Origin of the sequence: Saccharopolyspora erythraea NRRL 2338 (assembly GCF_000062885.1) — a bacterium.
Classification (GTDB): domain Bacteria; phylum Actinomycetota; class Actinomycetes; order Mycobacteriales; family Pseudonocardiaceae; genus Saccharopolyspora_D; species Saccharopolyspora_D erythraea.
In genome coordinates this window covers 7964211-7989054 of sequence record NC_009142.1, presented here as the reverse complement: position 1 = coordinate 7989054, position 24844 = coordinate 7964211, and the positions used below count along the sequence as shown (strand labels likewise).

The following is a 24844-nucleotide window of genomic DNA, read 5'->3' as shown; positions in this document are numbered from 1 at the left end:
GCCGAACCGCCCAGCGCCTGTTCGGCCGGATCACCGAGACGCGGCATCCCGCACCGGGCCACCTGGAGCAGCCGTCAGCGCGCTCAGGCGTCGACCCAGCGCCCGTCCTTCATCACGCGGTGCAGGCCGAGGTCGTCGTCGAGCACGACCAGGTCGGCGGCCAGGCCCGGCCGGATGGCGCCGATACGGTCGGACAAGCCCAGCAGCGCGGCCGGGCGGGCGGACGCGGCGGCGACCGCGTCGGTCACCGGCAGCCCGCACGCCACCAGGTTGCGGAACGCCACGTCCATGGTCAGGGTGCTGCCCGCCAGCGAGCCGTCGGCCAGCCGGGGCTCGCCGTCGGTGACCGTGACCGGCAGCTTGCCCAGCTCGTAGACGCCGTCGCCGGCCGCCGTCGCGCTGATGGCGTCGGTGATCAGCACCGTCCGGCCCGCCCCGGCGTGCCCGGCGGCGAGCTTGACCACGCCGGGGTGCAGGTGCACCAGGTCGCAGATGAGCTCCACGGTCACCCGCTCGTCGTCGAGCAGGGCGCCGATCGGACCCGGCTCGCGGTGGTGCAGCGGCCGCATCCCGTTGAACAGGTGGGTGGCCACCGTCGCACCGGCGTCCACGGCGGGCACGACCTGCTCCAGCACCGCGTCGGTGTGCCCGACGGCCGCGATCACGCCGTGGTCGACGAGCCGGCGGACCGCGTTCACCGAGTTGTCCAGCTCCGGCGCCAGCGTGATCATCCGGATCGTCCCCTGGCCGGCGTCGAGCAGTTGCTGGACGGCGTGGGTCTCCGGCGGGCGCAGGATCGCCGGGTCGTGCGCGCCGCAGCGGGCGGCCGAAAGGAACGGGCCCTCCAGGTGGATGCCCGCGATCCTGCCGTCGGTGACCAGCTCGCCGAGCGCGCTGATCTGCTTGCACAGGTCGGCCGGCGGCGCCGACACCAGGCTGGCCAGCATCGTCGTCGTGCCGTGCGCGCGGTGGGTGTCGATGGCGGCCAGCGCCTGGTCGACCTCGGTGCCGGTGAAGGAGCCACCCCCGCCGCCGTGGCAGTGGATGTCGACGAAGCCGGGCACCAGCCACCGCCCGCCCAGGTCCACCGCTCCGGCGACCGCACCGGTGCCGACGGCTTCGATCGTCGAACCCGACACGCGCACCCAGCCGTCGTCGAGGACCCCGTCCGGGGTGACGACGCGCCCGCCTGCGAGTGTCAGCGAGGGGGACTCGTTCACCGTTGCAACCCTTCCGTCGCCAGCAGTGCCGCGCCCAGGCAGCCTGCCGTGTCACCCAGTTCCGCCAGTTCCAGCCGCGGCCTGCGGTGGAACGGCAGCAGCATCTCGTCCAGCCGCGCGGCCAGCGGGTCGGTGAGCAGCCGGCCCGCCATCGCCAGCCCGCCGCCCAGCACGATGCCCTCCGGCGCGAGCACCGCCGTCAGCGTCACCAGCCCCCTGGCCAGCGCGTCGACCGCCTCCTGCCACACCGCGGCGGCGTGCGGGTCGCCCGCGCGGACGGCGTCGGCGACCGCGGCGGCTCCGTCGACCGGGGTGCCGACGCGCGCGGTGTAGCGGCGGGCGACGGCGGCCGAGGACGCGACCGCCTCCACGCAGCCGGTGCCGCCGCAGGGGCACGGCTCGCCGTGCCCGATGTCGACGTGGCCGATTTCGCCCGCGTGCCCGCCCGCGGAGTAGATCTGGCCGTTGAAGACCAGGGCGGCGGCGATGCCGGTGCCGATGGGCATCACGATCACGTCGCGCATGCCGCGCGCCGCGCCGAGGCGGGCCTCGGCCAGGCCGCCCGCCCGGACGTCGTGGCCGAAGGCCAGCGGCAGGTCGAAGCGGGCCGCCAGCTTGTCGCGCAGCGGTTCCTCCCGCCACCCCAGGTTGGCCGAGTAGACGCCCATGCCCCGCTGCTCGTCGACGATGCCGGGCACGACGACGCCGATGGCGTCGGCGTCCGCGTCGGCGCGCAGCTCCGCCACGATCTCGGCGACCGCGTCGATCACGCTCTCGGCGGTGGAAGGGCCGTCGGCACCGCGCGGGGTCCGCCGCCGGGTCTGCCGCAGCGTCCGCGCGGCGCCGGGCTCGACGGCCACCAGCGCGGCCTTCATCTCGGTACCGCCGACGTCGACGGCGATCGCATGTGAGGTCACGAGCCGATCCTCCGCTACGGTTCCCCCAGTGGTCTACACCAACACGTGTGGTGTTGATTCTGGACGAACTGTCCCCGGCGGGGCGAGCCGGCCGTCGCGCCTCGCGCGGGACCCGCCCGCGGAGTACCCGCTCGGCGCCCTTCATCGCTCAACTCGCGTGGCGGTGCCCGACGGTGGGGCCCAAGCGGCTGCGCCGCTTCGAAGAACGAGAACAGGCACTCAGGTGCGGCGTGAGCCGCAGCGGTGAGGGGCCCGCTCAGTGCGAGCGCATGATCCGTTGCAGGGCGTCCAGCGCCCGGCTCGCGGTCGACTTCACCGTCCCCTTGGACACGCCGGTGGCCTCTGCGATCTCGGCCTCGGAGAGGTCGCCGTAGTAGCGCAGCACGAGCACCTCCCGCTGCCGCGGCGGCAGCTCGGCCAGCGCGGCCACGACGGCCTGGTGCTCGGCGGTCAGCATCGCCAGCGACTCCGCGGACCTGGCGTCGGCCTGGTGCGGCGGCTGGTACTCGCGGGCGGTCTTGCGTCGTCGCAGCACCGAGCGGCTGCCGTTGACCACGGCGGTGCGCAGGTACCCGATGGCGGCCTTGGCATCGCGAAGGCCAGACCAGTTGCGGTAGAGCCCGGTGAACGCCTCCTGAACGACATCCTCGGCCGTGGCGGGATCGTCGACCAGCAGGATCGCCAGCCGGACCATCCGCATCCGCTGCTGCCGGTAGAGGTCCTCCAGCGTCAACGGCCGCTCGGCGGCCTCGGCGGAGGCGGTGTCCAGCGCTCGCAGGTGCCCCAGGGTGCGTTCGACGCTCCGCTCGACTCCGAGTCCGGAAGAATCGCCGACCATGATCCGGGAACCTACCGGCTCACCGATGCCGGCCGTCGCCCGACCGGGTAGCGTGCCTGCCGGACCTGGGATCGAAGGCGTCCGGAAGCGGAGGACGAGGATGGCGAAGTTCGTGGTCGAGCTGGTGTACGGCGAGGATCGGGACCACCGGCTGGAGGTCCGGCCGGCCCACCGCGAGTACTCCAGGGACCTCGCCGCGCGCGGTGTGCTGCTCGCCGGCGGGCCCTACGCCGACGAGCGCGGCGCGATGCTGGTCTACGAGGTCGCCGACGCCGACGAGCTGCGCCGGGTGCTCGACGCCGACCCCTACACCGAGGCGGGCGTGATCGCCGGGACCACCGTCCGGGAGTGGAACGCCGTCACCGGATCGTGGGTCGCCTGAGCCGTACCCCCAGGCGGGACGGCGTGTGAGTATGTCCACAGGGGCAGTTCTCATCTGAATCCTGTCACCGGCTGGAACGCCGGCCCCGAGTGCGGCACTGTGACTCGAAAGTGTCGTGCCGATCAGGCACGCCCGAGCGCGGTCCCTCACTAGGATGCGGCGCAACTCCCGCCACCCACACAGACTCCACCCCCGAGGAGGACGACCGATGCCCATCGCGACCCCCGAGGTCTACGCGGAGATGCTCGACCGGGCGAAGTCGGGCGAGTTCGCCTACCCGGCCATCAACGTGACTTCGTCGGAGACGCTCAACGCGGCGCTGCGCGGCTTCGCCGAAGCCGAGAGCGACGGCATCATCCAGTTCTCGACCGGTGGTGCCGAGTTCGCGTCCGGCACCAAGGTCAAGGACATGGTCACCGGTGCCACGGCGCTCGCCGAGTTCGCGCACGTGGTCGCCGCGAAGTACCCGGTCAACATCGCCCTGCACACCGACCACTGCCCGAAGGAGAAGCTGGACGGCTTCGTCCGGCCGCTGATCGAGATCAGCCAGGAGCGGGTCAACCGCGGCGAGAACCCGCTGTTCCAGTCCCACATGTGGGACGGCTCCGCGGTCGAGCTGACCGAGAACCTGGAGATCGCCGCCGAGCTGCTGGACCAGGCGGCCAAGGCCAAGATCGTCCTGGAGATCGAGGTCGGCGTCGTCGGCGGCGAGGAGGACGGCGTCGCCAACGACATCAACGAGAAGCTCTACACCGCCCCCGGCGACTTCGAGCGCACCGTCGACACCCTCGGCGTCGGCGAGAAGGGCCGCTACCTGCTGGCGGCGACCTTCGGCAACGTCCACGGCGTCTACAAGCCGGGCAACGTCAAGCTGCGCCCGGAGATCCTGAAGCAGGGCCAGGAGGTCGCCGCGCAGAAGCTGGGCCTGGACGCCGGGTCCAAGCCGTTCGACCTGGTCTTCCACGGCGGTTCCGGCTCGCTGCTGGAGGAGATCCACGAGGCGGTCTCCTACGGTGTCATCAAGATGAACATCGACACCGACACCCAGTACGCCTTCACGCGTCCGATCGCGGACCACATGTTCAAGAACTACGACGGCGTGCTCAAGGTGGACAACGAGGTCGGCAACAAGAAGACCTACGACCCGCGCAGCTACCTCAAGGCCGCCGAGCAGTCGATGGCCGCCCGGGTCGCCAACGCCTGCGAGACCCTGAAGTCGGCCGGCCGGATGCTGGCAGGCTGAGGTCCGCGGACCGTCGTCGACGGCCCGTTCGCCGCGCGGGGCCCGCGCGGTGGACGGGCCGTCCGCTTTTCCGCGCGGGTGAGAGGATGTCGGCATGACGCACGGGAACCTGCTGGAACCGCCGGCCACGCTGCTGCCGGAGAACGAGCCGGCGCAGGCCGAGCTCGCCGCCGGCACCGACGCCGCCGAGGTCGCCGCCCACCACCCCGCCTTCAGCGCCGCGTGGGCGCAGCTCGGTGAGCTGGCCCTGGAGTCCGGCGAGACCGTCGCCGCCTACGCCTACGCGCGCACCGGCTACCACCGCGGCCTGGACGCGCTGCGCAGGTCCGGCTGGAAGGGCTTCGGCCCGGTGCCGTGGAGCCACGTGCCGAACCAGGGCGTGCTGCGCGCAATCGCGGTGCTGGCCAAGGCCGCCAGGGAGATCGGCGAGTACGACGAGTACGACCGCTGCCGCCAGCTGCTCGCCGACAGCGACCCGGCTTCGCTGGAGGCGACGGGCCTGGCCTGACGACCGTCGCGGCCCGGCGCCCCGCGCGCCGGGTCAGCGGGTCCGCTGGTATCCGAGCGCGGCGAGGCCGAACAGGACACCGCCCGCGAGGAAGAACGGCTCGTAGAGCACCGTCGCGAAGTACGCCATCGGGTCCAGCTCGGACAGGTGCAGCCGGCCCAGCGCCAGCGCCGCCCAGTCCACCATCGACGGCGCGCTGTGCACGCCGAGCAGCGCGGCGGTGCCCCACGCTCCGGCCAGCACGAGACGGCGCGGGAACCGGCGTCCCCAGCCCCGCACCAGGGCGAGCGCGAGCGCTGCCGCGCCCGCGCACAGCGGGATCGCGACGAGGTCGATGACCAGCAGCGGCAGGTTGCCCCGCACCGACAGTGCGGCGGGCAGGCCGAGCCGCCCGCCGAACAGCCAGTAGGCGTGGACGAGCGCGAACAGCGCGCCCCACGTCGCCGCGCCGTACGCCGCGGCTCGTCGCGAATCCATCGAGATGTCCATGCGGAGACGATCGCCCGCCGCTGCCCCTGTCCGGTTCCCGCTCGGGAGCGGTCGTCCTCCGTCCCGGGAGGGATTCGCCGAACTCAGCAGTACTCCAGGCGGGACTTGAGGTCGTCGAGCCGCGCGTGCCAGTACTCCCGGGTCGGCTCGACGTCCTCGGCCGAGTCGAGCCGGTGGTGCTCGACGTGGACGCTGCTCTTGTCCGCGTCCTTGGCGATGATCGTGATGCTGACCCGGGAGCGCTCGCCCCAGTCGAAGCGCGCCGATCCCGGTGCGGTCGCGGTCCGCAGCCGCAGCGGCGCGTCGGCCAGCCACTGCCTGCGTTCGCGGTCGTCGGTGAACGCGCGGTGCACCTGGGCAGCACCCGCCGCGATGGTCCTGGAGACGGTGACCGCGGTGCGCATGCCGCGTTCCTGCTCGTAGCCGACGGTGATGCTCTGCGCCGACCAGTCGTCGACCCCGTGCTCGGCGCTGAGGTGCGCCGCTATCTCGCGGTGGGTGCGCCCGGCGGCTCCCCACCGGTCCAGCAGCGCGAACCACTCGTCCCAACCCCGCCCGGTGCGCTCGGTCAGCACCCCGTCGGACAACCGATCACGTTGACGCCCCGCACCCACCACGCACCTCCGACTCGCCGATCCGGATCAGAGACACCCCGTCCGCGGCGCTCACCAACGACGCGGACACCCGCGACGCCGCGCGTCGCGTGACGGACAATGCCCAGTGTGCATCGACTGCGCGAGGAGCTCAGCCGCCGAATGCGCCGCCTGCTGCGCACCGGGACGCCGATCGTGCAGTGCGCGGTGGCTGCCGGGCTGGCGTGGGCGCTGGCCAAGAACGTGATCGGACACCCGCAGCCCTTCTTCGCGCCGATCGCCGCGGTGATCTCGCTGGGCGTCTCGCTGGGTCAGCGGATGCGCCGGGCGCTGGAGCTGGTGGTCGGGGTGAGCATCGGCATCGGGGTCGGCGACATCCTGATCTCGGTGATCGGCACCGGCTGGTGGCAGATCGCCCTGGTCGTCGCGCTGGCGATGAGCACGGCCGTGCTGCTCGACAGCGGCGGCGTGATCGTGCTCCAGGCCGCGTCCTCGTCGGTGCTGGTCGCCACGCTGCTGCCGCCGGCGTCGGCGGGCGGGCTGACGCGGATGATCGACGCGGCCGTCGGCGGCCTCGTCGGGTTCGTGGTGGCCGCGCTGCTGCCGGCCAACCCGCTCACGGTGGCCCACCGCAACGGACGCGTGGTGCTCGGCGCGCTGGCCGACGCGCTGCGCGGGGTCGCCGGGGCGGTGGCCCGGCTGGACACGGCGATGGCGTCCAACGTGCTGGCCGCGGCCCGCAAGAGCCAGCGCTCGGTGGAGGAGTTCCGCTCGGCGCTGGAGGCCGGGCGCGAGATCGCCCGGTTCGCGCCGATCCGCTGGCGGCGCCGCGGCGACCTGGAGCGCTACGAGACCGCGGCGACGCCGATAGACCGCGCGCTGCGCAACACGCGCGTGCTGGCCAGACGCGCGCTCGCGGCGTTGCAGGACGGCGAGCCGGTGCCGAGACCGCTGCCCGGTCTGCTGGAGGAGCTGGCGGGCGCGGTGGTGCTGCTGCGCGACGAGCTGGCCAGCGGCGTGGAACCGTTGCAGGCGCGGGAGACCGCCCGCGCGGTGGCCCGCAAGTCCACAGTGGAGCTGCTCGGCGAGGGCGACTTCTCGATGCAGGTGGTGGTCCTGCAGGTGCGGTCGATCGCGGTCGACCTGCTGCAGGCCACCGGGCTGAGCCGGACCGAGGCGATCTCCGCCCTGCCGCCCCTGCACCCGCGGGAGGAGCAGAGGGAGGACTGAGCCGCCCGCGCCGGGGCGCCGGTCACCGGCGCCCCGGTCCGGGGAGGTTTCAGCAGGTGCCGAGGGCGGTGTCGAGGGCGCCCTTCTCGGAGTCGGTGATGGTGAGCTTGTACTTGTGCTTGGAGGCCACCCACATCGAGGCGTAGGTGCAGTGGTAGTCGGTCTTGGACGGCATCCACTGGTCGGGCGTCTGATCGCCCTTCTCCTGGTTGATGTTGTCGGTGACGGCGATCAGCTGCGGGCTGTCGAGGTCGTTGGCGAAGGCCTCGCGCTGCTGCTGGGTCCACTGGGCGGCGCCGGAGCGCCAGGCGGCGGCCAGCGGGACGACGTGGTCGATGTCGACGTCGCTGGGCTTGGTCCAGCTGCCGCCGTCGTAGGGGCTGTTCCAGGTGCCGGAGGTGGGGTAGCAGTCGGAGCCGGTCTGGACGTTCTCGCCGTCGCGCTTGAGCACGGCCTCGCGGGTGTCGCAGTTGTCGGCGCCCTCGCTCCAGTGCGGGAACTTCTCGCGGTCGTAGCCGTCCATGGAGCCTTCGGGGGCCACGGTCAGCTCGGCGAGCCAGCTCTTGGCGGTGGATGCGTCCGGGATTCCGGGCGGCGTCGCCCCGGCCGGAACGGCCAGCCCGGCGGTGAGGGCACCGGCGAGGGGCAGGGCGAGCAACGTGGCGCGCAGCGATCGGTGGAGTGTCATGGCGTCCCTTTCGCAGGCAGCTTTCGCCGATGACCATGAAGCAGCCAGGTGGCCGGATCAATGCCAAAGGGTGGCCGACGGATGACCTGACGTGAATTCGCCACCTATCGTCACACCGATCGGTGACTTGTGCACGGCGTTCAGCCGGAGGCCAGCCGCAGGTCCTCGGTGTGCCGGTACCAGCCCCACTTCTCCGCAGGTCGCGGGTGCGCCACGCCGTCGCGGACCACCGTCGCCGAGCGGAAGCTCGCCTGCAGCGCCCGGCCGCGCACCACCTCCTCGCGCCTGCGCAGGAACGCGCGGCGGGTGGTGGTGACCCGGATGCCGTCGGAGGCGGGTTCCAGCATCGCCGACAGCGGGTCGGAGGTCGGCTCCGGCAGCGGCGCCGCGTCCGGGTCCGGCGCGACCTCCATGCGCAGCGCCGAGCCGTTGAGCACCTGCTGGTCGTCGCAGTAGACCTGCCCGGTGATCGGCTCGACCACGCCGGAGGCGACCAGCACGCCGCCGGAGTCGTCCCTGATCAGCGGCACCGGCCGGACCGCGCCGTGTAGCGCTTGCTCGAACCCTGCGTCCCCGGTGGCCAGGCCGTAGAGGCGGGTCGCGGGCGACTCCGCGACCGGCACGTAGCCGACCTCCACGTGGGCGATCCGGTCCTTGCGCAGCAGGCGCAGCACGACGGCGGCGAGGTCGGCGTCGGTGCCGTGCACGAGCAGCCGGCCCTCGAGACCTGCCAGCAGCGAGTCGACGTCCGCGCGGCCCGGCGTGGCCGGGACGTCGAACCATCGCACACCGTGTCCGGAAGGACGCGCTGTGCGATCGACGTTTCCGCAGGACAATGCAGTCGTACTCACGTTTGGCTCCTGGTTTACCCTGATCGACCGGCATACCCGTGGTGGACGCAGGTCCGCGTGAGCGACCACCCCAGTCCAGGTTGGAGTTTCACATGCCGGCGATCGTGCTGATCGGAGCCCAGTGGGGCGACGAGGGCAAGGGCAAGGCGACCGACCTGCTCGGCGAGCAGGCGCAGTGGGTCGTGCGCTACCAGGGCGGCAACAACGCCGGCCACACCGTGGTGCTCCCGGACGGGCAGGACTTCGCGCTGCACCTCATCCCGTCGGGGATCCTCACCCCCGGTGTGACCAACGTGATCGGCAACGGCGTCGTGGTCGACCCCGGGGTGCTGCTCGACGAGCTGGCCGGGCTCGAGGCCCGCGACATCGACACCAACAGGCTGCTCATCTCCGCCGACGCGCACCTGATCATGCCCTACCACGTGGCCATCGACCGGGTCACCGAGCGCTACCTGGGCAAGAAGCAGATCGGCACCACCGGCCGCGGCATCGGGCCGTGCTACCAGGACAAGATCGCGCGGGTCGGCGTCCGGGTGCAGGACGTGCTCGACGAGAAGATCCTTCGGCAGAAGGTCGAGGCCGCACTCGACATCAAGAACCAGATCCTGGTCAAGGTCTACAACCGGCGCGGGCTGGACGTCGACGAGGTCGTGGACACCGTGCTCGGCCAGGCCGAGAAGTTCGCGGGCCGGATCGCCGACACCAAGCTGCTGATCAACCAGGCGCTGGACCGCGGTGAGACGGTGCTGCTGGAGGGCTCGCAGGGGACCCTGCTCGACGTCGACCACGGCACCTACCCGTTCGTCACCTCCTCCAACCCGACCTCGGGCGGCGCGTGCGCCGGGTCCGGCATCGGGCCGACCAGGATCAACGGCGTGGTCGGCATCCTCAAGGCCTACACCACCCGCGTCGGTGCCGGTCCGTTCCCGACCGAGCTCACCGACGACGCCGGGGAGAACCTGCGCAAGGCGGGCGGCGAGTTCGGCGTCACGACCGGGCGCTCGCGCCGCACCGGCTGGTTCGACGCCGTCATCGCCCGCTACGCGACCCGCGTCAACGGCATCACCGACTACTTCCTCACCAAGCTCGACGTGCTCACCGGGCTCCAGACCATCCCGGTCTGCGTGGCCTACGACGTCGACGGTGAGCGCGTGACCGAGATGCCGATGACCCAGACCGGCGTGCACCACGCGGTCCCGGTCTACGAGGAGCTGCCGGGCTGGTGGGAGGACGTCAGCGGCGCCCGCAGCTTCGAGGAGCTGCCCGCCAACGCCCAGGCGTACGTGAAGCGGCTGGAGGAGCTCTCCGGTGCCCGCATCTCGGCGATCGGCGTCGGCCCGGGCCGCGACCAGACCATCGTGCGACACACGATGGCGTGATTCTCGCTCTCGTCGACAGGCCCCGGTGCTCCGCGCCGGGGCCTGTTCCTTTCCCGGTGTCCTCGTCGTGGGATCACACCCGTTCGCCGGAATAGCGTCATCCGGAGCGCGGTTGTGGTGCACCGTCCGATCACCGCGAGAGAGGTCGTCATGCGCGCACTCCTGATCACGCCGGGCACCGCGTCCGGCCTGTCCCTCGGCGACACCCTGGATCCGGTGCCCGCCGCGAACGAGGTGCTGGTCGACGTCGAGCACGTGTCGCTGAACTACGGCGAGATCGGTTTCGCGCGGGCGCCGGAGGCCGAGCGCGGCGCGGTGCACGGCTGGGACGCCGCGGGTGTCGTCGCGCGGGCGGCCGCCGACGGCTCCGGCCCGGCCGTCGGTTCCCGGGTGGTGACCTTCGGCGGCGGCGGGGCGTGGGCGCAGCTGCGCGCGGTCCCGGTCGGCGAGCTGGCCGTGGTGCCCGACGACGTGTCGCTCGCGGTGGCCTCCGCCGTCCCGGTCGCGGGCGTGACGGCGCTGCGCGCCCTGCGGCGCTCTGGCCCGTTGCTGGGGCGTCGCGTGCTGGTGACGGGCGCGTCGGGCGGTGTCGGACGGTTCGCGGTGCAGCTGGCGGCGCGGGGTGGCGCGCACGTGGTCGCGGTCTCCGGCCGCGGGGCGGGCCTTGCCGAGCTGGGCGCGCACGAGGTGGTGAGCAGCCTCGACGACGTGGGGCCGCTCGACGTGGTGATCGACAACGTGGGCGGGCCGCAGCTCGTGCGGGCGTGGGAGTTGTTGGAGCCGGGCGGTGTGGTGCAGAGCATCGGCTGGACCTCCGGCGAGCCCGCGGTCTTCCAGCCCTACTCGACGGTAGGCCCCGCCAAGTCGCTCACGGCGTTCCAGATGGGTAGCGATCTGAGTGCGGATCTCGAATATCTGACCAGCCTGATCGCCGCGGGAGCGCTCACCGTGGACATCGGCTGGCGCGGTTCGTGGTTGCGCTACGACGAGGCGGCCGAGGCACTGCTCGGACGGGAAGTCACTGGCAAGGCCGTGCTCGACGTCGAGTGAGATGCCGCGGCGGCCGTGACCTTCATCGCCCCGACCGACCGATGGGGTGTCACTCGTTCGTGTTCGGCTGTCTCTAGGATTCACCGGTGCCCCGCGACGATCACGCACCACCGCGCGGCACTGCTCATGGACCGGCTGTCTGAGGATGAACCTTGAGCGACCAGCAGAACACGAGCAAGAGCAAGGGCCTTTGGCTCTCCCGCGCGGCGCTGGGCTTCGTGGCGATGGCCGCGGTGATGGGATGGGGCGCCAGCTTCGTCGGCCTGCACGCCTACGGCCAGGACCAGATGGTCGGCTTCAGCTACTGGTCGGCCTGGCTGATCCCGGCGACCTTCGACGGCGCCGCCTTCGGCGCCACGCTGATCACCTACCGGGCCTCCATCCACGGCCGCAGCGCCTTCCGCGGCCGGCTGCTGATGTGGATCTTCACCGCGATCAGCTCGTGGATCAACTGGATCCACCAGATGACGCCGGAGGCGCGCATCGTCGCCGCCGGGCTCCCGGTCGCCGCGGTGGCGGTGTTCGACGTCGTGCTCGCCGAGCTGCGCGCCGACTACGAGGAGCGGCACGGCAAGCGCCGGCTGCGGCTGCGGCCCGGGCTCCTGCTGCTGCGGTGGCTGGTCGACCGCGGCGGCACGTCGGTGGCGTTCCGCAGGCAGGTCACCGACATCCCGGTCTCCGAGATCGCCGGGCTCGGCACGTCGACCACGGTCTCGACCGAGTCGCCGGCTTTCGTCGAGCCGTCGCGCGACGTCGCACCGGCGGTCGCGCCGCAGGGCCAACCGGTGCGGCAGCAGGCGGTGGCCGCGGCGGAACCGGCGGAGGCTCCGACGGTCGCGGTCGCACCGGCTGCGCCTGCCGCGCGGCCCGTGGTCGCGGCCGAGGAGCGGGAGCGCGCGGTGCCCTCCGCGCCGAGCGCGGGCGAGCCGCAGGCGGTCCCGCACAGCGCTGCCAGGGCGACCGGCGCGCCCGAGGAGCCCGCCGCGAAGGCCGATGTGCCCTCCGCCGACCGCGAGCCCGCGAAGACCGCCGTGGATGTCCACGCCCCGGCGCAGCGCTACGACAGGTCCGCGGGGAAGGCCGCGGCTGAGCCGGCACCGGCGCCCGCCGAGGCTCCCGAGCCGCTGCCGGAGACCGCGGCGGACAAGGCCGTGGAGGCCGCCGAGCCGGCTCCCGCGAAGGCGAGTGACACCGCCACCGTGGAGGCCGCCGAAGGCGACGCCGAGAAGGCAGCCGCCGCCGAGGACAAGGCCGAAGGCCCGTCGAAGAGCGACGCCGACGACACGTCCAGCAGCGAGGCCGGCGAGTCGGCGACCGTGCAGACGGACACCGCGCAGAAGGACACCGCCCGGAAGGACGAGGACCCGGGCGAGAAGACGGAGGTCCTGCCCGTCGTGAAGCCGGAGCAGATGACCGACCAGGACAAGCGCGAGGCCGCCCGCCGCGACTACCGCCGTTCCCTGGAGGACGGCCAGCCGCTGAGCGGGGTGGCGCTGGGACGCCGCTACGGCTTCTCCGAGCGCTGGGGCCGCACGCAGATCGCCGCGGTGCGCGACGAGCGCCGCAGCCAGGAGCAGGCGGAGGAGCAGGAGCACGGGCTGGTCGGCGCCGACCACGCCTGAGCGCCTGTCCGCCGACTCACCTTGCCGGTTGCGGAGGTGGGCCGAGCGGCTGCACCGCGTCAAAAGACCAAAGGGCAGGCCCACTGCCCTCAGCGGTTGCGCCAGGAGTTCTCCAGCGCGGCCTCCTGCAGGTCCAGCTCGCGCAGGACGCGGCGCAGGACCTCGTCGTCGAGGCGACCCGCGTCGCGTTCGTCGGCCATGGCGGCCCGCTGGACTTCCAGCAGCTCCCGGCGAAGGTCGGTGAACACCTGCCGGGTGGTGTCCTCCCGCTCGTCTGGGGTCTGGCCGACCTGGTCGGCGGCGAGCATGCCCTGGTGCTCCAGCATCTTCCGGATGCGCGGCAGCACCCGGTCGAAGCGCTCCTGGTCGCAGCGCAGGTCGCGGGGGCCGAGCCGGCCGAGGTGGGCCAGCGCGGCACCGGTGGCGATCCGCCTCGCCTCCGCCTCCGACCGGTCGTCGTCCTCGGCCTCGCGCGGGTCGGCGACGCCGAGCCTGCGGATCAGCCACGGCAGCGTCGTGCCCTGGATGAGGATCGTCCCGACCGTGACGACGAAGGCGATGAACTGGACCGTCTCCCGCGCCGGGAACGGCGCCCCGCTGGCCGTCGTCTCCGGGATGGCGCCCGCCGCGGCCAGGGTGACCACGCCGCGCATGCCCGTCCACGCCAGCACCGCGCTGCGCCGCCACGTGCCGCGGGGCTCGCCCGAGCGCAGCAGGTGCGACAGGCCGGGCAGGTAGTTCGACGTGTACATCCAGACGACGCGGAAGGCGATCGTCGCGAACAGGATCAGCAGGGCCGCAAGCACCACCCACCGGATGTCGCGCCCGGTCGACACGACCTGGGCGATGACGTCGCTGAGCTGCAGGCCGATGTAGGCGAAGACCAGGCTCTCCAGCAGCAGGTTGATCGACTCCCAGACCGTGTGCTCCTGGAGGCGCCCGGCCGCGCGGGCGCGCGGCTGGTCGTGCCCGACGTAGAGGCCCGCGGCGACCACGGCCAGCACCCCGGAACCCCCGAACTGCTCGGCGAGCAGATACGCCGAGAACGGCACGAGCACGCCCAGCAGCGTGGCGACCTGGACGTCGGGCACCCGGGTGCGCGCGGCGTGCGCGAGCACGCCGAACAGCAGCCCGACCGCGACGCCGACGACCACGGCCTGGCCGAAGACCCGCAGGTCCTCGGCGAGCGTCGGCGCGGTGCTGACGACCGCGACCATCGCCATCCGGTACAGCGTGAGGGCGGCGGCGTCGTTGATCAGGCTTTCGCCGCCGAGGATCGTCATCAGTGCCCGGGGCAGGTGGAGCTGCCTGCCGATCGCAGAGGCCGTCACCGCGTCCGGTGGCGCGATCACCGCTCCGAGCACCAGCGCCGGGGCCAGCGGCAGGTCGGGGATGAGGACGAAGGCGAGCCAGCCGACGAGCAACGCGGTCACCACGACCTGGATCACGCCGTGGTAGGCGATCGGCCGGATGCGCGAGCGGAAGTTGGTGTAGGAGCTGCCCAGCGCGGCGGCGTAGAGCAGCGGCGGCAGGACCGCGGTCAGCAGCAGCTCCGGGTCGATGCGGAAGTCCTCGGTCCCCGGGATCAGCGACACCACGAGCCCGGTGAGCACCAGCAGCAGCGGTGCGGCGATCTCCCGGCTGCGCGCGAGGGCGGTGACCAGCAACGCCCCGATCAGGACCAGCAGCAGTTGGGCCACCGCGCACCACCTCCGTCCACGGTGGACAGGCTACGCACGGGAGGCGCCCGGTGGCTCTTGCCGCGGCCGGAGGTCCGCGATGCGGACGGGGCCCTCGGCGCGGCACCGGGGCGCCGCGCCGAGGACGGCCTCAGCGCCCGGCGTGCTCGTCGCGCGCGATGACGGCGGTGTCCGGGTGGTCGGCGAAGATGCCGTCGATGTCCTGGGCGAACAGCGCGGCGTAGAAGCCGAACACGTCGCCGTAGGCCGACGGCACGTCCGAGGAGCGGAAGTCCGCGGGCAGGAAGTGGTTCTCGGCGCGCACCGTGTACGGCACGACCTGCAGGCCCGCCGCGTGGGCGTCGGCGACGACGGTGGTCGGCTCGGTGAGCCGGCCCTGGTCGTCGACCGGCAGGACCACCTTGGTGTCCGGGCCGATGACGTCGGCGTAGCCCGCGATCTCCCGCAGCCCCTCGGGCTTGACCAGGTCGGCGTAGGTGCGCGGGTCCCCGGCCTCGACGAAGTCCTGCGGCGCGCCGCTGTTGCTGATGAGCTGGACCAGCCCCACCTCCAGCGACTCGTCGAGCCGCTTGAGGTTGCCCACCTCGAAGGACTGCACCACGACCTTCGCCTGCCGCTTGTTCAGCCCGTTGCGGTCGAGGGTCTGCACCACGCCCGGCTCCAGCGGCAGGCCGATTCGGGCGAAGTAGCTGGGGTGCTTGGTCTCGGGCGCGACGCCGATCTCGCGGCCCAGCTCCTTGGACAGCCGGGCCCGCAGGTCCAGCACCTCCTGGAACGTGGGCACCTGCCAGCGGCCGTCGTAGACGGTGTTGTTGGGGCGGATGTCGGGGATGCGCTCGACGGCGCGCAGCGTCTTGAGCTCCGCCAGCGTGAAGTCCTCGGTGAACCAGCCGGTCAGCTCCTGGCCGTCGATGACCTTGGTGGTCCGGCGGTCGGCGAACTCCGGGCGCCGGGCGACGTCGGTGGTGCCGCTGATCTCGTTCTCGTGCCGGGACACCAGCACGCCGTCCTTGGTGGGCACCAGGTCGGGCTCGATGTAGTCGGCGCCCATCCGGGCCGCCAGCTCGTAGGAGGCGAGGGTGTGCTCGGGGCGGTACCCGGAGGCGCCGCGGTGCCCGAAGACCTCGATGCGGTCGCCCGGCTGGGAGGGGGCCGCGCTCGCGGGAAGCTGGACCACCGTGCCCAGCACCGCGGCTCCCGCGACGGCCAGCGCCGTCAGACGTGCCCGGATCATGTTTGGACCTCCGTGTGTGCTCCGGCGGCCTCGCGCCGGTCGACGATCAAGGCTCGCGCCCAACCCGAACCGGTGCAAGCGACCATTCGCCCACCGGGAGTGGGACCGGCGCCGACCGGTGGGTGAACAGTGCCGGCCGGGGCGGGGACGGGGAGCTGAACAGGTGACACCGGCCACTCCGGCGGCGCCCGGCTTGCGCCGGATGTCCGATCCGACACACCTGAACGGGGGCAGGGCTCGCCCGCGGCACCGGAAGTTCTACGCTGCGCCCGTGCGAATCCTCGTGATTGGTGCCGGCGGCCGGGAGCACGCGATCGTGCTGGCGTTGTCCCGCGACCCGTCGGTGACCGCGCTGGCCTGCGCTCCGGGCAACGCCGGGACCGCCGCGCTGGCGGAATCCTATGGTGTGGACGTCGCCAAGCCCGCCGAGGTCGCGGAGCTGGCCAGGAAGTGGGCCGCCGACCTGGTCGTGTTCGGCCCGGAGACGCCGCTGGTCGCCGGGGCGGCCGACGCGGTGCGCGCCGCGGGCATCGCCTGCTTCGGGCCGTCGAAGGCGGCCGCGCGGATCGAGGGCTCCAAGGCCTTCGCCAAGGACGTGATGCTCGCCGCCGGGGTGCCCACCGCGCACAGCGAGATCGTGGACAACCCCGCCAAGCTCGACGCCGCCCTGCACCGCTTCGGGCCGACCTGGGTCGTCAAGGACGACGGACTGGCCGGGGGCAAGGGCGTGCTGGTCTCCTCCGACTTCGACGCGGCCCGCGCGCACGCGCTGACGCTGCTCGACGACGGGCACCCGGTGCTGCTGGAGTCGTTCCTGGACGGTCCGGAGGCGTCGCTGTTCTGCTTCGTCGACGGCACGACCGTGGTGCCGCTGCTGCCCGCGCAGGACTTCAAGCGGGTCGGCGACGGCGACCACGGCCCCAACACCGGCGGCATGGGTGCCTACGCCCCGCTGCCGTGGGCCCCCGACGACCTGGTCGAGACCGTCGTGCGCACCGTCGTGCAGCCGACGGTCGACGAGCTGGCCGAGCGCGGCACCCCCTTCTCCGGGCTGCTCTACGCGGGTCTGGCGCTGACCTCCACCGGACCGCAGGTGATCGAGTTCAACTGCCGGTTCGGCGACCCCGAGACCCAGGCGGTGCTCTCGCTGCTGCGCACGCCGCTGGCGTCGGTGTTCGACGCGGTCGCCCGCGGCGAGCTGGCAGGCCTGCCGCCGCTGGAGTGGGAGCCGGGTTGCGCGGTGACCGTCGTCATCGCCGCCGAGGGCTACCCCGGCCGCCCGCGGGTGGACGACGTGATCAACGGCGGCGACGGCCGGGGCGTGCTGCACTCCGGCACCCGCAGGCGCGAGGACGGTGCGGTGCTCTCGGCCGGTGGCCGGGTGCTCTCGGTCGTGGCGACCGGCGACGACCTGGAGTCCGCCCGCGAGGAGGCGTACCGGCGCGTCGCCGGCGTGCACCTGCCCGGATCGCACCACCGCACCGACATCGCGCTGCGCGCCGCGCGCGGCGAAGTCGCCGTGCCCACAGCCTGAGCGCACCCGCCGAAAACGGGAGAACAGCGCGAAAATCGCATAACCGGCGAGAAAGCCGCGACGGCGCGGCGGAAACGGCGCCGCGAAACGAGTGAACCGCTCGGCGATTCCGGGAAATCCCGGTCGCCGGGCGGTTCGTTTTGGTATGCATGAGCTGGGGATCCGATCTCCGCCGCGGATCGTTTCGCGTCATCGGCGGAAAAATCCAGGAGAGCGATTGTGACCAGAGCTGGTTACAACATGGAGGCGCTGGACGACTGCCGTGCGGCGCTGGACTCCAAAGCGGGGCCGGTCGGCGCGATCGGCGACGGTTTCGAGCACCAGCACGTGGACGCGGCGATCTTCGGCGAGCTGGATGCGGCGGGCGCGATCGCCTCGGCGATCAGGAACTTCGACATCACGGCCAAGCAGCAGTTCGACGCGGCTGAGCAACTGCTGCGCAGCGCCGGCTCCGCGCTGGACGCGGTCCGCACCGACGTCGACGACGTCGACGCGGCCAACGCCGAGTCGATGCGGGCCTGAGGCGGGCCGATGGGGATATCCGGGGAGATCGCGGGCCTGCCGGGCGGCGGCGAGCTCGCGGAGCAGGTGCGCAGGATCGAGAACAGCCGGCCGGGCGAGATCCGCCAGATCGGCACCAGGTGGCGCGAGTCGGCGGGCAAGACGGGCGAGAGCGGACAGGACCTCTCGCTCGCGGTCACCGGGCTGGACGGGGCGTGGGGCGGCGCCTCCGCCGACGCCTTCGTCGCCTACATGGGCAAGCTGACCGGCGCATTCGACACCGCGCGGCAGTCGGTGGAGAGCTCGGCGGCGGCGCTGGACCGCGCGGCGCAGGTCGTGGAGACAGCCAGGGAGGCGGTGAACGCGATCGGCGAGCGCGCGCTGGCCGATGCCAGGCGCGCCGAGCAGGACTACCAGAAGGCGGTCCGGGCCGCGGGCGACGATGAGGAAGCCGAGAAGCGGGCGGCGCAGGAGCGCGACGACACCATCAGGCGGGCCATGCGGCAGCATGCGGGCGAGGCACGCACCAAGATCGCCGAGGCCAACCAGGGGCTGGGTGCGGTGCAGGGTGAGCTGAGCGGTGCCGCGGCCGGGATGGCCGACGTCTTCTCGAAGCTGCCGAAGACAGGTGACGAGAGCTTCACCCCGGCGCCGGGCCGCAAGGTCGACTGGGACATGATCCCGCCTCCACCGCCCGCGACGTCCAACCCGCAGAGCACGGGTCCTTCGGGTGAGTCGGGTTCCGGCTCCGGCGGCTCCGGTTCAGGCGGTTCCGGTGGCTCGGGCGGATCCGGCGGAGGCGGCGGATCGGACTCCGGCTCCGGCGGTGGTGGTGGCGGAGCCGGTGGCCTCGGCCCGAGCGGTGGGCCGCCGAGCGGCGGACCGCCCCCGGGCAACGTGGAGGAATGGATCCGCGAGGCGATCAAGATCCTGCAGGCCAACGGCATCCCGGTGACCGAGGAGAACATCGACGAGATCTGGACGATCATCGAGAAGGAGTCCGGCGGAAACCCGCACGCCATCAACAACTGGGATTCCAACGCCGCCAAGGGCACGCCGTCCAAGGGCCTGATGCAGTGCATCGACCCGACCTTCCAGTCGTACAAGCTGCCCGGCCACGACGACATCTACAACCCGGTGGACAACATCATCGCCGGTGTCCGCTACACCTTCTCCCGCTACGGCGGCTTCGAAGGCCACCCGGGGCTGAAGTCGATGTCGCAGGGCGGCGGCTACCGGGGCTACTGACCGGACGCCGGCCGCGGGCACACCGCGGCCGCACCCGCTCGCCCTGCCTGGGACGGCGTTCCCCGGCGTGCCGGTGCCGAGCCGGCGGTCCGGCCCACCCGGTTCGTGAGCCGTCCGGTCTCTCTACCCGCCGTTCGAGTCGGCCGCTGCCCGTGCTCGCCGGTCCGGCCGCTCGACGCCCTGGGACTACGTCCGCTCCGTCGGAGCGTTGCTCCGCTCGGAGGCCGCGGTGCGGGACTGGGCGTTGGAGTGCCGTGCGGAGCCTGGCACGCTGGGGCCATGCCAGACTCGTTGCTCGCCGCCGCCACCAGGGCCGACGTCCCGCCGTTCCACGTGATGGAGGTCGTGTCCGCCGCGGCGGCCCGGCAGCGCACCCGCGGCGACGTCGTGTCGCTGGCCGCGGGTCAGCCGTCCTCGCCGGCCCCGCGGGCGGTGCGGGACGCCGCTGCCGACGCGCTGCACCGCCACCCGCTCGGCTACACCGAGCAGCTCGGCCTCGCCGAGCTGCGCGAGGCCATCGCCGGGCACTACAACCGCACCTACGACGTGTCCGCCGAGGCGGGCGACGTCGTGGTCACCACCGGTGCCTCGGGCGCCTTCCTGCTGGCGTTCCTGGCCGCCTTCGACGCCGGTGACCGGGTCGCGCTGGCCAGGCCCGGCTACCCCGCCTACCGCAACATCCTCGCCGCCCTCGGCTGCGAGGTCGTCGAGCTGCCGTGCGACGAGTCGACCCGGTTCCAGCCCACGGTGGAGATGCTCGAGGCGCTGGACGAGCCGGTGCGCGGACTCGTCGTGGCCAGCCCCGCCAACCCGACCGGCACGGTGCTGGCGAAGCGCGAGCTGGCCGAGCTGGCCGCCTGGTGCGAGCGCAACGACGTGCGGCTGATCAGCGACGAGCTGTACCACGGCATCAGCTACGAGGAGCCGCTGCACACCGCGTGGGAGTTCTCCCGCGAGGCGATCGTGGTCAACAGCTTCTCGAAGCTGTGGTGCATGACGGGCTGGCGGCTGGGCTGGATGCTGGTGCCGCCCGGGCTGCTGCGCGCGGTCGACTCGCTGACCGGCAACTTCACGCTGTGCCCGCCCGCGCTGTCGCAGTACGGCGCGCTGGGCGCGTTCACCTCCGACGCCTACGAGGAGGTCAGCGCCCACGTGCAGGTCTACCGGACCAACCGTGAGCTGCTGCTGGCCGGGCTCGCCGAGCTCGGCATCACCCGGGTCGCCCCCGCCGACGGCGCCTTCTACGTCTACGCCGACATCGGCCACCTCGCCGAGGACTCGATGGCGTTCTGCCGCAGGCTGCTCGAGGACACCGGCGTCGCGGTGGTCCCCGGCATCGACTTCGACCCGGTCGACGGCCACCGCTTCGTCCGGATGTCCTTCGCGGGCAGCACGGCCGACATCTCCGAGGCCCTGGCCCGGCTGGCGACCTGGCTCCGCCGCTGACGCGGCCCGGCGGCCGGAACACCGCTGGTCAGAGGGGGCTGGCCGGGGCGACCCCGAGAACCCTGAGTTTTCCCGGAATGTCGGTTCGGGGCGGTCGCGCGAGCCGGTTCCTCTGGCAGGCTGGACGTACGGTCCGCTCGGGGCCGCTGTCGGCCGAGTTGAGGTGGCTTCGGATGTTGTGGAAGGTGATCGGCGGGCTGCTGTTGCTGTGGCTCGTGATCTCGGTGGCCGGCGTGGTCGTCAAGGGCCTGTTCTGGCTCGCCGTCATCGGCGGCGTGCTGTTCGTCGCCACGGCGGCGCTGGGCTGGGCGCGCGACCGCAAGCAGATCAAGTGACCAGGCGCCGCTAGCCCAGAACGCCCAGCTCCCGCAGCTTCCGGCGGGCCGCCTCCGCGCCGGTCCAGGTCTCGGCGTGCAGGCCCGCCTCACGCGCCGCGTCGATGTTCTCCCGCCGGTCGTCGAAGAACAGGCAGTCCTTCGGCCGGGCCGCGATGGTGTCCAGCAGGTGCAGGTAGATCGCCGCGTCCGGCTTGCCCAGCCGCAGGTCGCCGGAGAACACCAGGTGCTCGAAGTTGCGCGCCCACGGCTGCTGCTCGGCCACGCGGGCGAAGGTCGATGGCGCGTTGGACAGCAGCGCCAGGGTCACCCCGGCGTCCACGAGCTCGTCGATGAGGCGCAGCGTCTCGGTGTCGGTGTCCAGCCAGCCCTCGGTGTCGGTGCCGGTCAGGGCCTCGACGCGGGTGTCGTCGACCTCGACGTCGAAGTGCGCGCCCACCGCGCGCCAGTAGTCGGTGTCCGTGCCGCCCCGGTCGTAGGCGACCCGTTCGGCGAAGTAGGCCGTCTCGAACGACTCCGGGTCGGTGCCCAGCATCGCGGCCAGCTCCGGCAGCGCCCGCGTCCGCACGCTGATCACCTCGCCGTAGTCGAAGACCACCCAGCGCAGCACTCCGACCTCCCCGTCGGCCGACGCTCGCGATCCGGCCCGGCTCATCGGTCCGACCGGCCGATCCGGCGCAGCGCCTCCTCGATCGTCGCCTTGCCGACGTCGCGGTGGGTGACGAACCGGACCTGGCCGTTCATCGGCACGGCCAGCACGCCGGCCTTGCGCAGCCGCTCCAGGGTGCGGCCGACGTCGGGGACCCCCGCGAGCACGATGTTGGTCTGCGGGGTCGACACGTCCCAGCCGCGTTCGGCGAGCCCTTCGGCCAGCAGCCGCGCGTTGCCGTGGTCCTCGGCCAGCGAGTCGATGCGCTCCAGCGCCACCAGGCCCGCGGCCGCGAGCACCCCGCCCTGGCGGACGCCGCCGCCGAGCATCTTGCGCATCCGCCGCGCCTCGGTGACGAACTCCGTCGACCCGGCCACCACCGAGCCGACCGGCGCGCCGAGCCCCTTGCTCAGGCACGCCTGCACGGTGTCGACGCCGACGGTGAGGGCGGCGGGCGGCAACTCCAGGGAAACCGCCGCGTTCCACAGCCGCGCCCCGTCGAGGTGGACGCGCAGGCCGCCGTCGCGGGCCGCGGCGGCGAGCAGCGCGTGCTCGTGCGGCGGGATGACCGCCCCGCCCGCGCCGTTGTGGGTGTTCTCCAGGCACAGCAGCGTCGTGTGCAGTGCGTCGTAGCGCGCGCTCTGAACGGTGTAGGTCCGGATTAGGTCCGCCGTGGGGCGCCCCGGTCCCGCGTTCCACTCCAGCGGTTGCGGCATGCCGCCCGCCAGCCAGGCCGCGGTGCCGAGCTCGAAGTCGAGCACGTGCGCGCCGCGCGGGGCGAGGAACCGGTCGCCGCGCTGGAGGTGCAGGGAGAGCGCGATCAGGTTGCCCATGGTGCCGCTGGGCACCCACAGGGCGGCCGCGGTGCCGAGGAGGCCGGCGGCCTTCTCCTCCAGCGCGCGCATCGTCGGGTCGTGGTCCAGCACGTCGTCGCCGACCTCGGCCGCGGCCATCGCCGCTGACATCTGCCCGTCGGGACGCGTGACCGTGTCGGAACGGAGATCGATTGGCGCCGCTTTGGTCACGAACCGATCACACCACACGAACACCCGTTCAGGGAATCGGCCCGGTGTGTGGCACGGGCCCGGGCTTCGGTATGAAGGTCCGGTGTGAGCTGGATCGCCGCGGTCCGCCGTGCAACGGTTGGGGCCGGGCGTTCCGTCCAACAGGTGGCAGTACTGACGAGCGGAGAGTTCCGCGTGGACCAGCGCGAGGAGCAGGAGTTCGCGGAGTACTTCGCGGCTCGGCGGGAGGCGGTGCGTCGGATGGCGTACATGATGTGCGGTGACTGGCACCGCGCGGACGATCTCGCCCAGACCGCGTTCATCGCGCTGCACCGCCATTGGCGCAAGGTCCGGGACAAGGGCGCGCTGGACGCCTACGTGCGCCGCACGCTGACCCGGGCGGTGATCGACGAGTCCCGGCGGCCGTGGCGCCGGGAGCGTTCCACCGAGGTCCTGCCGGACGCACCAGAGGTCTCGGGAGAGGTGGCCAACGCGGTGGCCACCCGGCAGACGCTGCTGGCCGGGCTGCGCAAGGTCCCGCCGAAGCAGCGGGCGGTGCTGGTGCTGCGATTCCTGGAGGGACTCGACGTCGCGGGAGTGGCCGAGGTCATGAAGTGCAGCGAGGGCACGGTCAAGAGCCAGTGCGCGCGCGGTCTCACCGCGCTGCGCGAGGCCCTCGGTGACGAGCTCGGCGATCTCCGGTCGGCGTTGTGAGGAGGTGCGGTCAGGTGGACGAACGCAAGCTCGAGGAGCTGTTCCGCGAGGCGGTGCCCTCGGCGCCACCGGCGTCCTTCGACGAGGGCGACGTGGTGCGGGGCTCCCGCCGGATCACCGCGCGGCGCCGGATGGCGGCCGCCGGCGGTGGTGTCGCCGCTGCCGCGGTGCTGTTCGCCGGGGTCGGTTTCGGCACCGGCCTGTTCACGCCCGGTGAGCAGAACACCGTCGCCTCGCTGCGCGAGTCCGACCCGAAACCGCCCGCGCAGCCCGCGCCGCCGACCAACGGCCCGATCGTCATGAGCGACCCCGGCACGCGGTCCGCGTGCGGCGCCCCCGACGCCTGGCTGGCCGACGCCCTGGTGGGCGCGCTGCCGGAGGCGGCCGGACGGGCCGCCGTGTCCGCGTCCGGCCCCTGCCCGTCCGGCTCGCGGTCGGCGGCGTTCGAGCTGGCCGAGGGCGCGTCGACGGGCAACGTGAGCGTGATCGTCAGCCCCGCGTCGTCGGTCGGGGCGGAGCAGGCCGAGCCGACCGAGGTCCGGCGACCGGACGGCACCGAGCAGGTCGTCCGCAAGGCCGTCAGCGGCCAGGTGCTCGTGGTGCGCAGCGACCCGGACGGCGCGACGGAGGCGCCGTTCGCGGAGCGGCTCGTCGCCATCGCCGACGGCCTCGCCGGCCGTCTCTGAACGGTCCGGAGGCCGCCCGGTCGCGCTGCCGACCGTGAGAACGGCCTGGAGCTGACGGCTGTTCGCAACCGCGCGGCGGACGCGTGCCTGCCTGCGGCGCTCGGGTCGGGACCGGCGGCGCCGGTGACGGGATCGGTGGTCACGGCAGCCGCGATGTGAGGCGACTGCGGTAGGCGTTGGTCCGGCGGTCCGGCCTGACCTGCGGTGTGCGTGGCGTTGGCCCGGTGGCCCGCTGAGCCGCCGCGACGGTGGCGGCCATCCGTTCTCGCGCCCTGAAGGCCCAGGCCAGAGCGATCTACCGCGATGCCGGTCGGTGTCTTCCCTCACCGGAACGGTACATGCGTACCAAATTTTTGTACGGTAGTACCAGTCCGAGGTGGCCGGGGCTGCACCGGTCGCCGAGCGAGTGGAAGTGAGAGGAACTCATGGCCTGGGTCGTGCTGATGCTTTCCGGGATGCTGGAAGCGGGTTGGGCCATCGCGCTGAAGATGTCCGACGGCTTCAGCCGGCTGTGGCCGACGGTCTGGTTCGCCGTGCTGGCCACCGGCAGCTTCGCGGGCCTGGCGTGGGCGATGCGGACCCTGCCGGTCGGCCCGGCCTACGCCGTCTGGGTCGGCATCGGTGCCGCGCTGACCGCCGTGATCGGCATGGTGTGGCTCGGCGACCCCGTGTCGGTGCTGAAGGTCGTCTCGATCGTGCTCATCGCGGCCGGCGTCATCGGACTGAACCTCAGCGGTGCCGCGCACTGACGCGTGCGGCGGCCGCGGCGCAACGCAATAGGAT

26 protein-coding genes are annotated in these 24844 nt (G+C 72.8%); 15 read left to right on the top strand and 11 right to left on the bottom strand.

The window, feature by feature from the left end; all coding sequences use genetic code 11:
• Window positions 1–83 precede the first annotated feature (83 nt).
• The 3 genes from nagA to SACE_RS34670 form a co-directional block, all read right to left on the bottom strand.
• Window positions 84–1220 carry an N-acetylglucosamine-6-phosphate deacetylase gene (gene nagA / locus SACE_RS34680; protein WP_009944556.1) on the bottom strand — a complete coding sequence of 379 codons (1137 nt, stop codon included), beginning with the start codon at window positions 1218–1220 and terminating at the stop codon, window positions 84–86.
• Window positions 1217–2137: an ROK family protein gene (locus tag SACE_RS34675; protein WP_009944558.1), complete on the bottom strand. Its 921-nt coding sequence runs from the start codon at window positions 2135–2137 to the stop codon at window positions 1217–1219. The genes nagA and SACE_RS34675 overlap by 4 nt, the downstream gene beginning before the upstream one ends.
• Window positions 2138–2393: 256 nt before the next feature.
• Entirely contained in the window at window positions 2394–2975 is a 582-nt protein-coding gene (locus SACE_RS34670) for a SigE family RNA polymerase sigma factor (RefSeq protein WP_009944559.1), read from the bottom strand.
• Between the two features lie 100 nt (window positions 2976–3075).
• Here SACE_RS34670 and SACE_RS34665 point away from each other — a divergent pair, with 100 nt between their 5' ends.
• From SACE_RS34665 to SACE_RS34655, 3 genes are all read left to right on the top strand, one after another.
• Window positions 3076–3357 (top strand): YciI family protein, encoded by a 282-nt coding sequence (locus tag SACE_RS34665; RefSeq protein ID WP_009944560.1) that lies wholly within the window; start codon window positions 3076–3078, stop codon window positions 3355–3357.
• A 208-nt stretch (window positions 3358–3565) separates the two neighbouring features.
• Window positions 3566–4600, top strand: a complete 1035-nt coding sequence (gene fbaA, locus SACE_RS34660) for a class II fructose-bisphosphate aldolase (RefSeq protein ID WP_009944561.1) — start codon at window positions 3566–3568, stop codon at window positions 4598–4600.
• A 94-nt stretch (window positions 4601–4694) separates the two neighbouring features.
• Entirely contained in the window at window positions 4695–5108 is a 414-nt protein-coding gene (locus SACE_RS34655; protein ID WP_009944562.1) for a DUF3151 domain-containing protein, read from the top strand.
• A gap of 33 nt (window positions 5109–5141) precedes the next feature.
• On the opposite strand, the gene SACE_RS34650 is transcribed toward SACE_RS34655, so the two are convergent.
• Window positions 5142–5585, bottom strand: coding sequence for a DUF3995 domain-containing protein (locus tag SACE_RS34650; RefSeq protein ID WP_231849878.1), 444 nt, complete (start codon window positions 5583–5585; stop codon window positions 5142–5144).
• A gap of 95 nt (window positions 5586–5680) precedes the next feature.
• Window positions 5681–6184 carry a hypothetical protein gene (locus tag SACE_RS34645; protein WP_009944565.1) on the bottom strand — a complete coding sequence of 168 codons (504 nt, stop codon included), beginning with the start codon at window positions 6182–6184 and terminating at the stop codon, window positions 5681–5683.
• Between the two features lie 126 nt (window positions 6185–6310).
• On the opposite strand from SACE_RS34645, the gene SACE_RS34640 reads away from it, so the two are divergent.
• Window positions 6311–7420, top strand: coding sequence for an FUSC family protein (locus SACE_RS34640; RefSeq protein ID WP_231849877.1), 1110 nt, complete (start codon window positions 6311–6313; stop codon window positions 7418–7420).
• A 49-nt stretch (window positions 7421–7469) separates the two neighbouring features.
• On the opposite strand, the gene SACE_RS34635 is transcribed toward SACE_RS34640, so the two are convergent.
• Both SACE_RS34635 and SACE_RS34630 read right to left on the bottom strand, forming a co-directional pair.
• Window positions 7470–8108, bottom strand: coding sequence for an HNH endonuclease family protein (locus SACE_RS34635; RefSeq protein WP_011875272.1), 639 nt, complete (start codon window positions 8106–8108; stop codon window positions 7470–7472).
• A gap of 140 nt (window positions 8109–8248) precedes the next feature.
• On the bottom strand, window positions 8249–8896 hold the full coding sequence (locus SACE_RS34630; protein ID WP_009948759.1) for a hypothetical protein: 648 nt from the start codon (window positions 8894–8896) through the stop codon (window positions 8249–8251).
• Between the two features lie 155 nt (window positions 8897–9051).
• Between SACE_RS34630 and SACE_RS34625 the strand changes: the two genes are divergently transcribed.
• The 3 genes from SACE_RS34625 to SACE_RS34615 all read left to right on the top strand — a co-directional run bounded on the left by SACE_RS34625 (window position 9052) and on the right by SACE_RS34615 (window position 13010).
• Window positions 9052–10338, top strand: a complete 1287-nt coding sequence (locus tag SACE_RS34625; RefSeq protein WP_009948760.1) for an adenylosuccinate synthase — start codon at window positions 9052–9054, stop codon at window positions 10336–10338.
• A gap of 150 nt (window positions 10339–10488) precedes the next feature.
• The gene (locus SACE_RS34620) at window positions 10489–11388 is read left to right on the top strand and encodes a zinc-binding dehydrogenase (RefSeq protein ID WP_029621881.1); all 900 of its coding nucleotides are present in this window, start codon (window positions 10489–10491) and stop codon (window positions 11386–11388) included.
• 152 nt (window positions 11389–11540) lie between these two features.
• Entirely contained in the window at window positions 11541–13010 is a 1470-nt protein-coding gene (locus SACE_RS34615) for a DUF2637 domain-containing protein (RefSeq protein ID WP_009948763.1), read from the top strand.
• A gap of 89 nt (window positions 13011–13099) precedes the next feature.
• Here SACE_RS34615 and SACE_RS34610 read toward each other — a convergent pair whose 3' ends face one another.
• On the bottom strand, window positions 13100–14710 hold the full coding sequence (locus SACE_RS34610; RefSeq protein ID WP_009948764.1) for a Na+/H+ antiporter: 1611 nt from the start codon (window positions 14708–14710) through the stop codon (window positions 13100–13102).
• A gap of 130 nt (window positions 14711–14840) precedes the next feature.
• A complete protein-coding gene (locus SACE_RS34605; RefSeq protein WP_009948765.1) occupies window positions 14841–15944 on the bottom strand; it encodes a glycerophosphodiester phosphodiesterase in 1104 nt (367 codons plus the stop codon).
• Window positions 15945–16215: 271 nt separating this feature from the next.
• Between SACE_RS34605 and purD the strand changes: the two genes are divergently transcribed.
• The 5 genes from purD to SACE_RS38530 all read left to right on the top strand — a co-directional run bounded on the left by purD (window position 16216) and on the right by SACE_RS38530 (window position 21008).
• A complete protein-coding gene (gene purD / locus SACE_RS34600; RefSeq protein ID WP_009948766.1) occupies window positions 16216–17478 on the top strand; it encodes a phosphoribosylamine--glycine ligase in 1263 nt (420 codons plus the stop codon).
• A 219-nt stretch (window positions 17479–17697) separates the two neighbouring features.
• Entirely contained in the window at window positions 17698–18000 is a 303-nt protein-coding gene (locus tag SACE_RS34595) for a hypothetical protein (protein WP_011875270.1), read from the top strand.
• A gap of 9 nt (window positions 18001–18009) precedes the next feature.
• The gene (locus SACE_RS34590; protein WP_009948769.1) at window positions 18010–19227 is read left to right on the top strand and encodes a transglycosylase SLT domain-containing protein; all 1218 of its coding nucleotides are present in this window, start codon (window positions 18010–18012) and stop codon (window positions 19225–19227) included.
• A gap of 279 nt (window positions 19228–19506) precedes the next feature.
• A complete protein-coding gene (locus tag SACE_RS34585; protein ID WP_009948771.1) occupies window positions 19507–20673 on the top strand; it encodes a pyridoxal phosphate-dependent aminotransferase in 1167 nt (388 codons plus the stop codon).
• Window positions 20674–20846: 173 nt separating this feature from the next.
• Complete coding sequence (locus SACE_RS38530) at window positions 20847–21008, top strand: hypothetical protein (protein ID WP_009948773.1); 162 nt, start codon at window positions 20847–20849, stop codon at window positions 21006–21008.
• 10 nt (window positions 21009–21018) lie between these two features.
• Here the strand turns inward: SACE_RS38530 and SACE_RS34575 are convergent, their stop codons facing one another.
• A complete protein-coding gene (locus tag SACE_RS34575; protein ID WP_009948774.1) occupies window positions 21019–21618 on the bottom strand; it encodes an HAD family hydrolase in 600 nt (199 codons plus the stop codon).
• Between the two features lie 41 nt (window positions 21619–21659).
• Window positions 21660–22682, bottom strand: coding sequence for a threonine aldolase family protein (locus SACE_RS34570; RefSeq protein WP_029621887.1), 1023 nt, complete (start codon window positions 22680–22682; stop codon window positions 21660–21662).
• 174 nt (window positions 22683–22856) lie between these two features.
• Here SACE_RS34570 and SACE_RS34565 point away from each other — a divergent pair, with 174 nt between their 5' ends.
• The 3 genes from SACE_RS34565 to SACE_RS34555 all read left to right on the top strand — a co-directional run bounded on the left by SACE_RS34565 (window position 22857) and on the right by SACE_RS34555 (window position 24810).
• Window positions 22857–23375: a SigE family RNA polymerase sigma factor gene (locus SACE_RS34565; RefSeq protein ID WP_009948776.1), complete on the top strand. Its 519-nt coding sequence runs from the start codon at window positions 22857–22859 to the stop codon at window positions 23373–23375.
• A 14-nt stretch (window positions 23376–23389) separates the two neighbouring features.
• Entirely contained in the window at window positions 23390–24061 is a 672-nt protein-coding gene (locus SACE_RS34560) for a hypothetical protein (protein ID WP_009948777.1), read from the top strand.
• Window positions 24062–24486: 425 nt separating this feature from the next.
• A complete protein-coding gene (locus tag SACE_RS34555; protein WP_009948778.1) occupies window positions 24487–24810 on the top strand; it encodes a DMT family transporter in 324 nt (107 codons plus the stop codon).
• Window positions 24811–24844 lie beyond the last annotated feature (34 nt).

Coding starts and splice junctions, on each gene's coding strand:
- SACE_RS34670 (WP_009944559.1), bottom strand. CDS start 2,975: ATGGTCGGCGATTCTTCCGGACTCGGAGTCGAGCGGAGCGTCGAACGC.
- SACE_RS34665 (WP_009944560.1), top strand. CDS start 3,076: ATGGCGAAGTTCGTGGTCGAGCTGGTGTACGGCGAGGATCGGGACCAC.
- fbaA (WP_009944561.1), top strand. CDS start 3,566: ATGCCCATCGCGACCCCCGAGGTCTACGCGGAGATGCTCGACCGGGCG.
- SACE_RS34655 (WP_009944562.1), top strand. CDS start 4,695: ATGACGCACGGGAACCTGCTGGAACCGCCGGCCACGCTGCTGCCGGAG.
- SACE_RS34650 (WP_231849878.1), bottom strand. CDS start 5,585: ATGGATTCGCGACGAGCCGCGGCGTACGGCGCGGCGACGTGGGGCGCG.
- SACE_RS34640 (WP_231849877.1), top strand. CDS start 6,311: ATGCCCAGTGTGCATCGACTGCGCGAGGAGCTCAGCCGCCGAATGCGC.
- SACE_RS34635 (WP_011875272.1), bottom strand. CDS start 8,108: ATGACACTCCACCGATCGCTGCGCGCCACGTTGCTCGCCCTGCCCCTC.
- SACE_RS34625 (WP_009948760.1), top strand. CDS start 9,052: ATGCCGGCGATCGTGCTGATCGGAGCCCAGTGGGGCGACGAGGGCAAG.
- SACE_RS34620 (WP_029621881.1), top strand. CDS start 10,489: ATGCGCGCACTCCTGATCACGCCGGGCACCGCGTCCGGCCTGTCCCTC.
- SACE_RS34605 (WP_009948765.1), bottom strand. CDS start 15,944: ATGATCCGGGCACGTCTGACGGCGCTGGCCGTCGCGGGAGCCGCGGTG.
- SACE_RS34590 (WP_009948769.1), top strand. CDS start 18,010: ATGGGGATATCCGGGGAGATCGCGGGCCTGCCGGGCGGCGGCGAGCTC.
- SACE_RS34585 (WP_009948771.1), top strand. CDS start 19,507: ATGCCAGACTCGTTGCTCGCCGCCGCCACCAGGGCCGACGTCCCGCCG.
- SACE_RS38530 (WP_009948773.1), top strand. CDS start 20,847: ATGTTGTGGAAGGTGATCGGCGGGCTGCTGTTGCTGTGGCTCGTGATC.
- SACE_RS34555 (WP_009948778.1), top strand. CDS start 24,487: ATGGCCTGGGTCGTGCTGATGCTTTCCGGGATGCTGGAAGCGGGTTGG.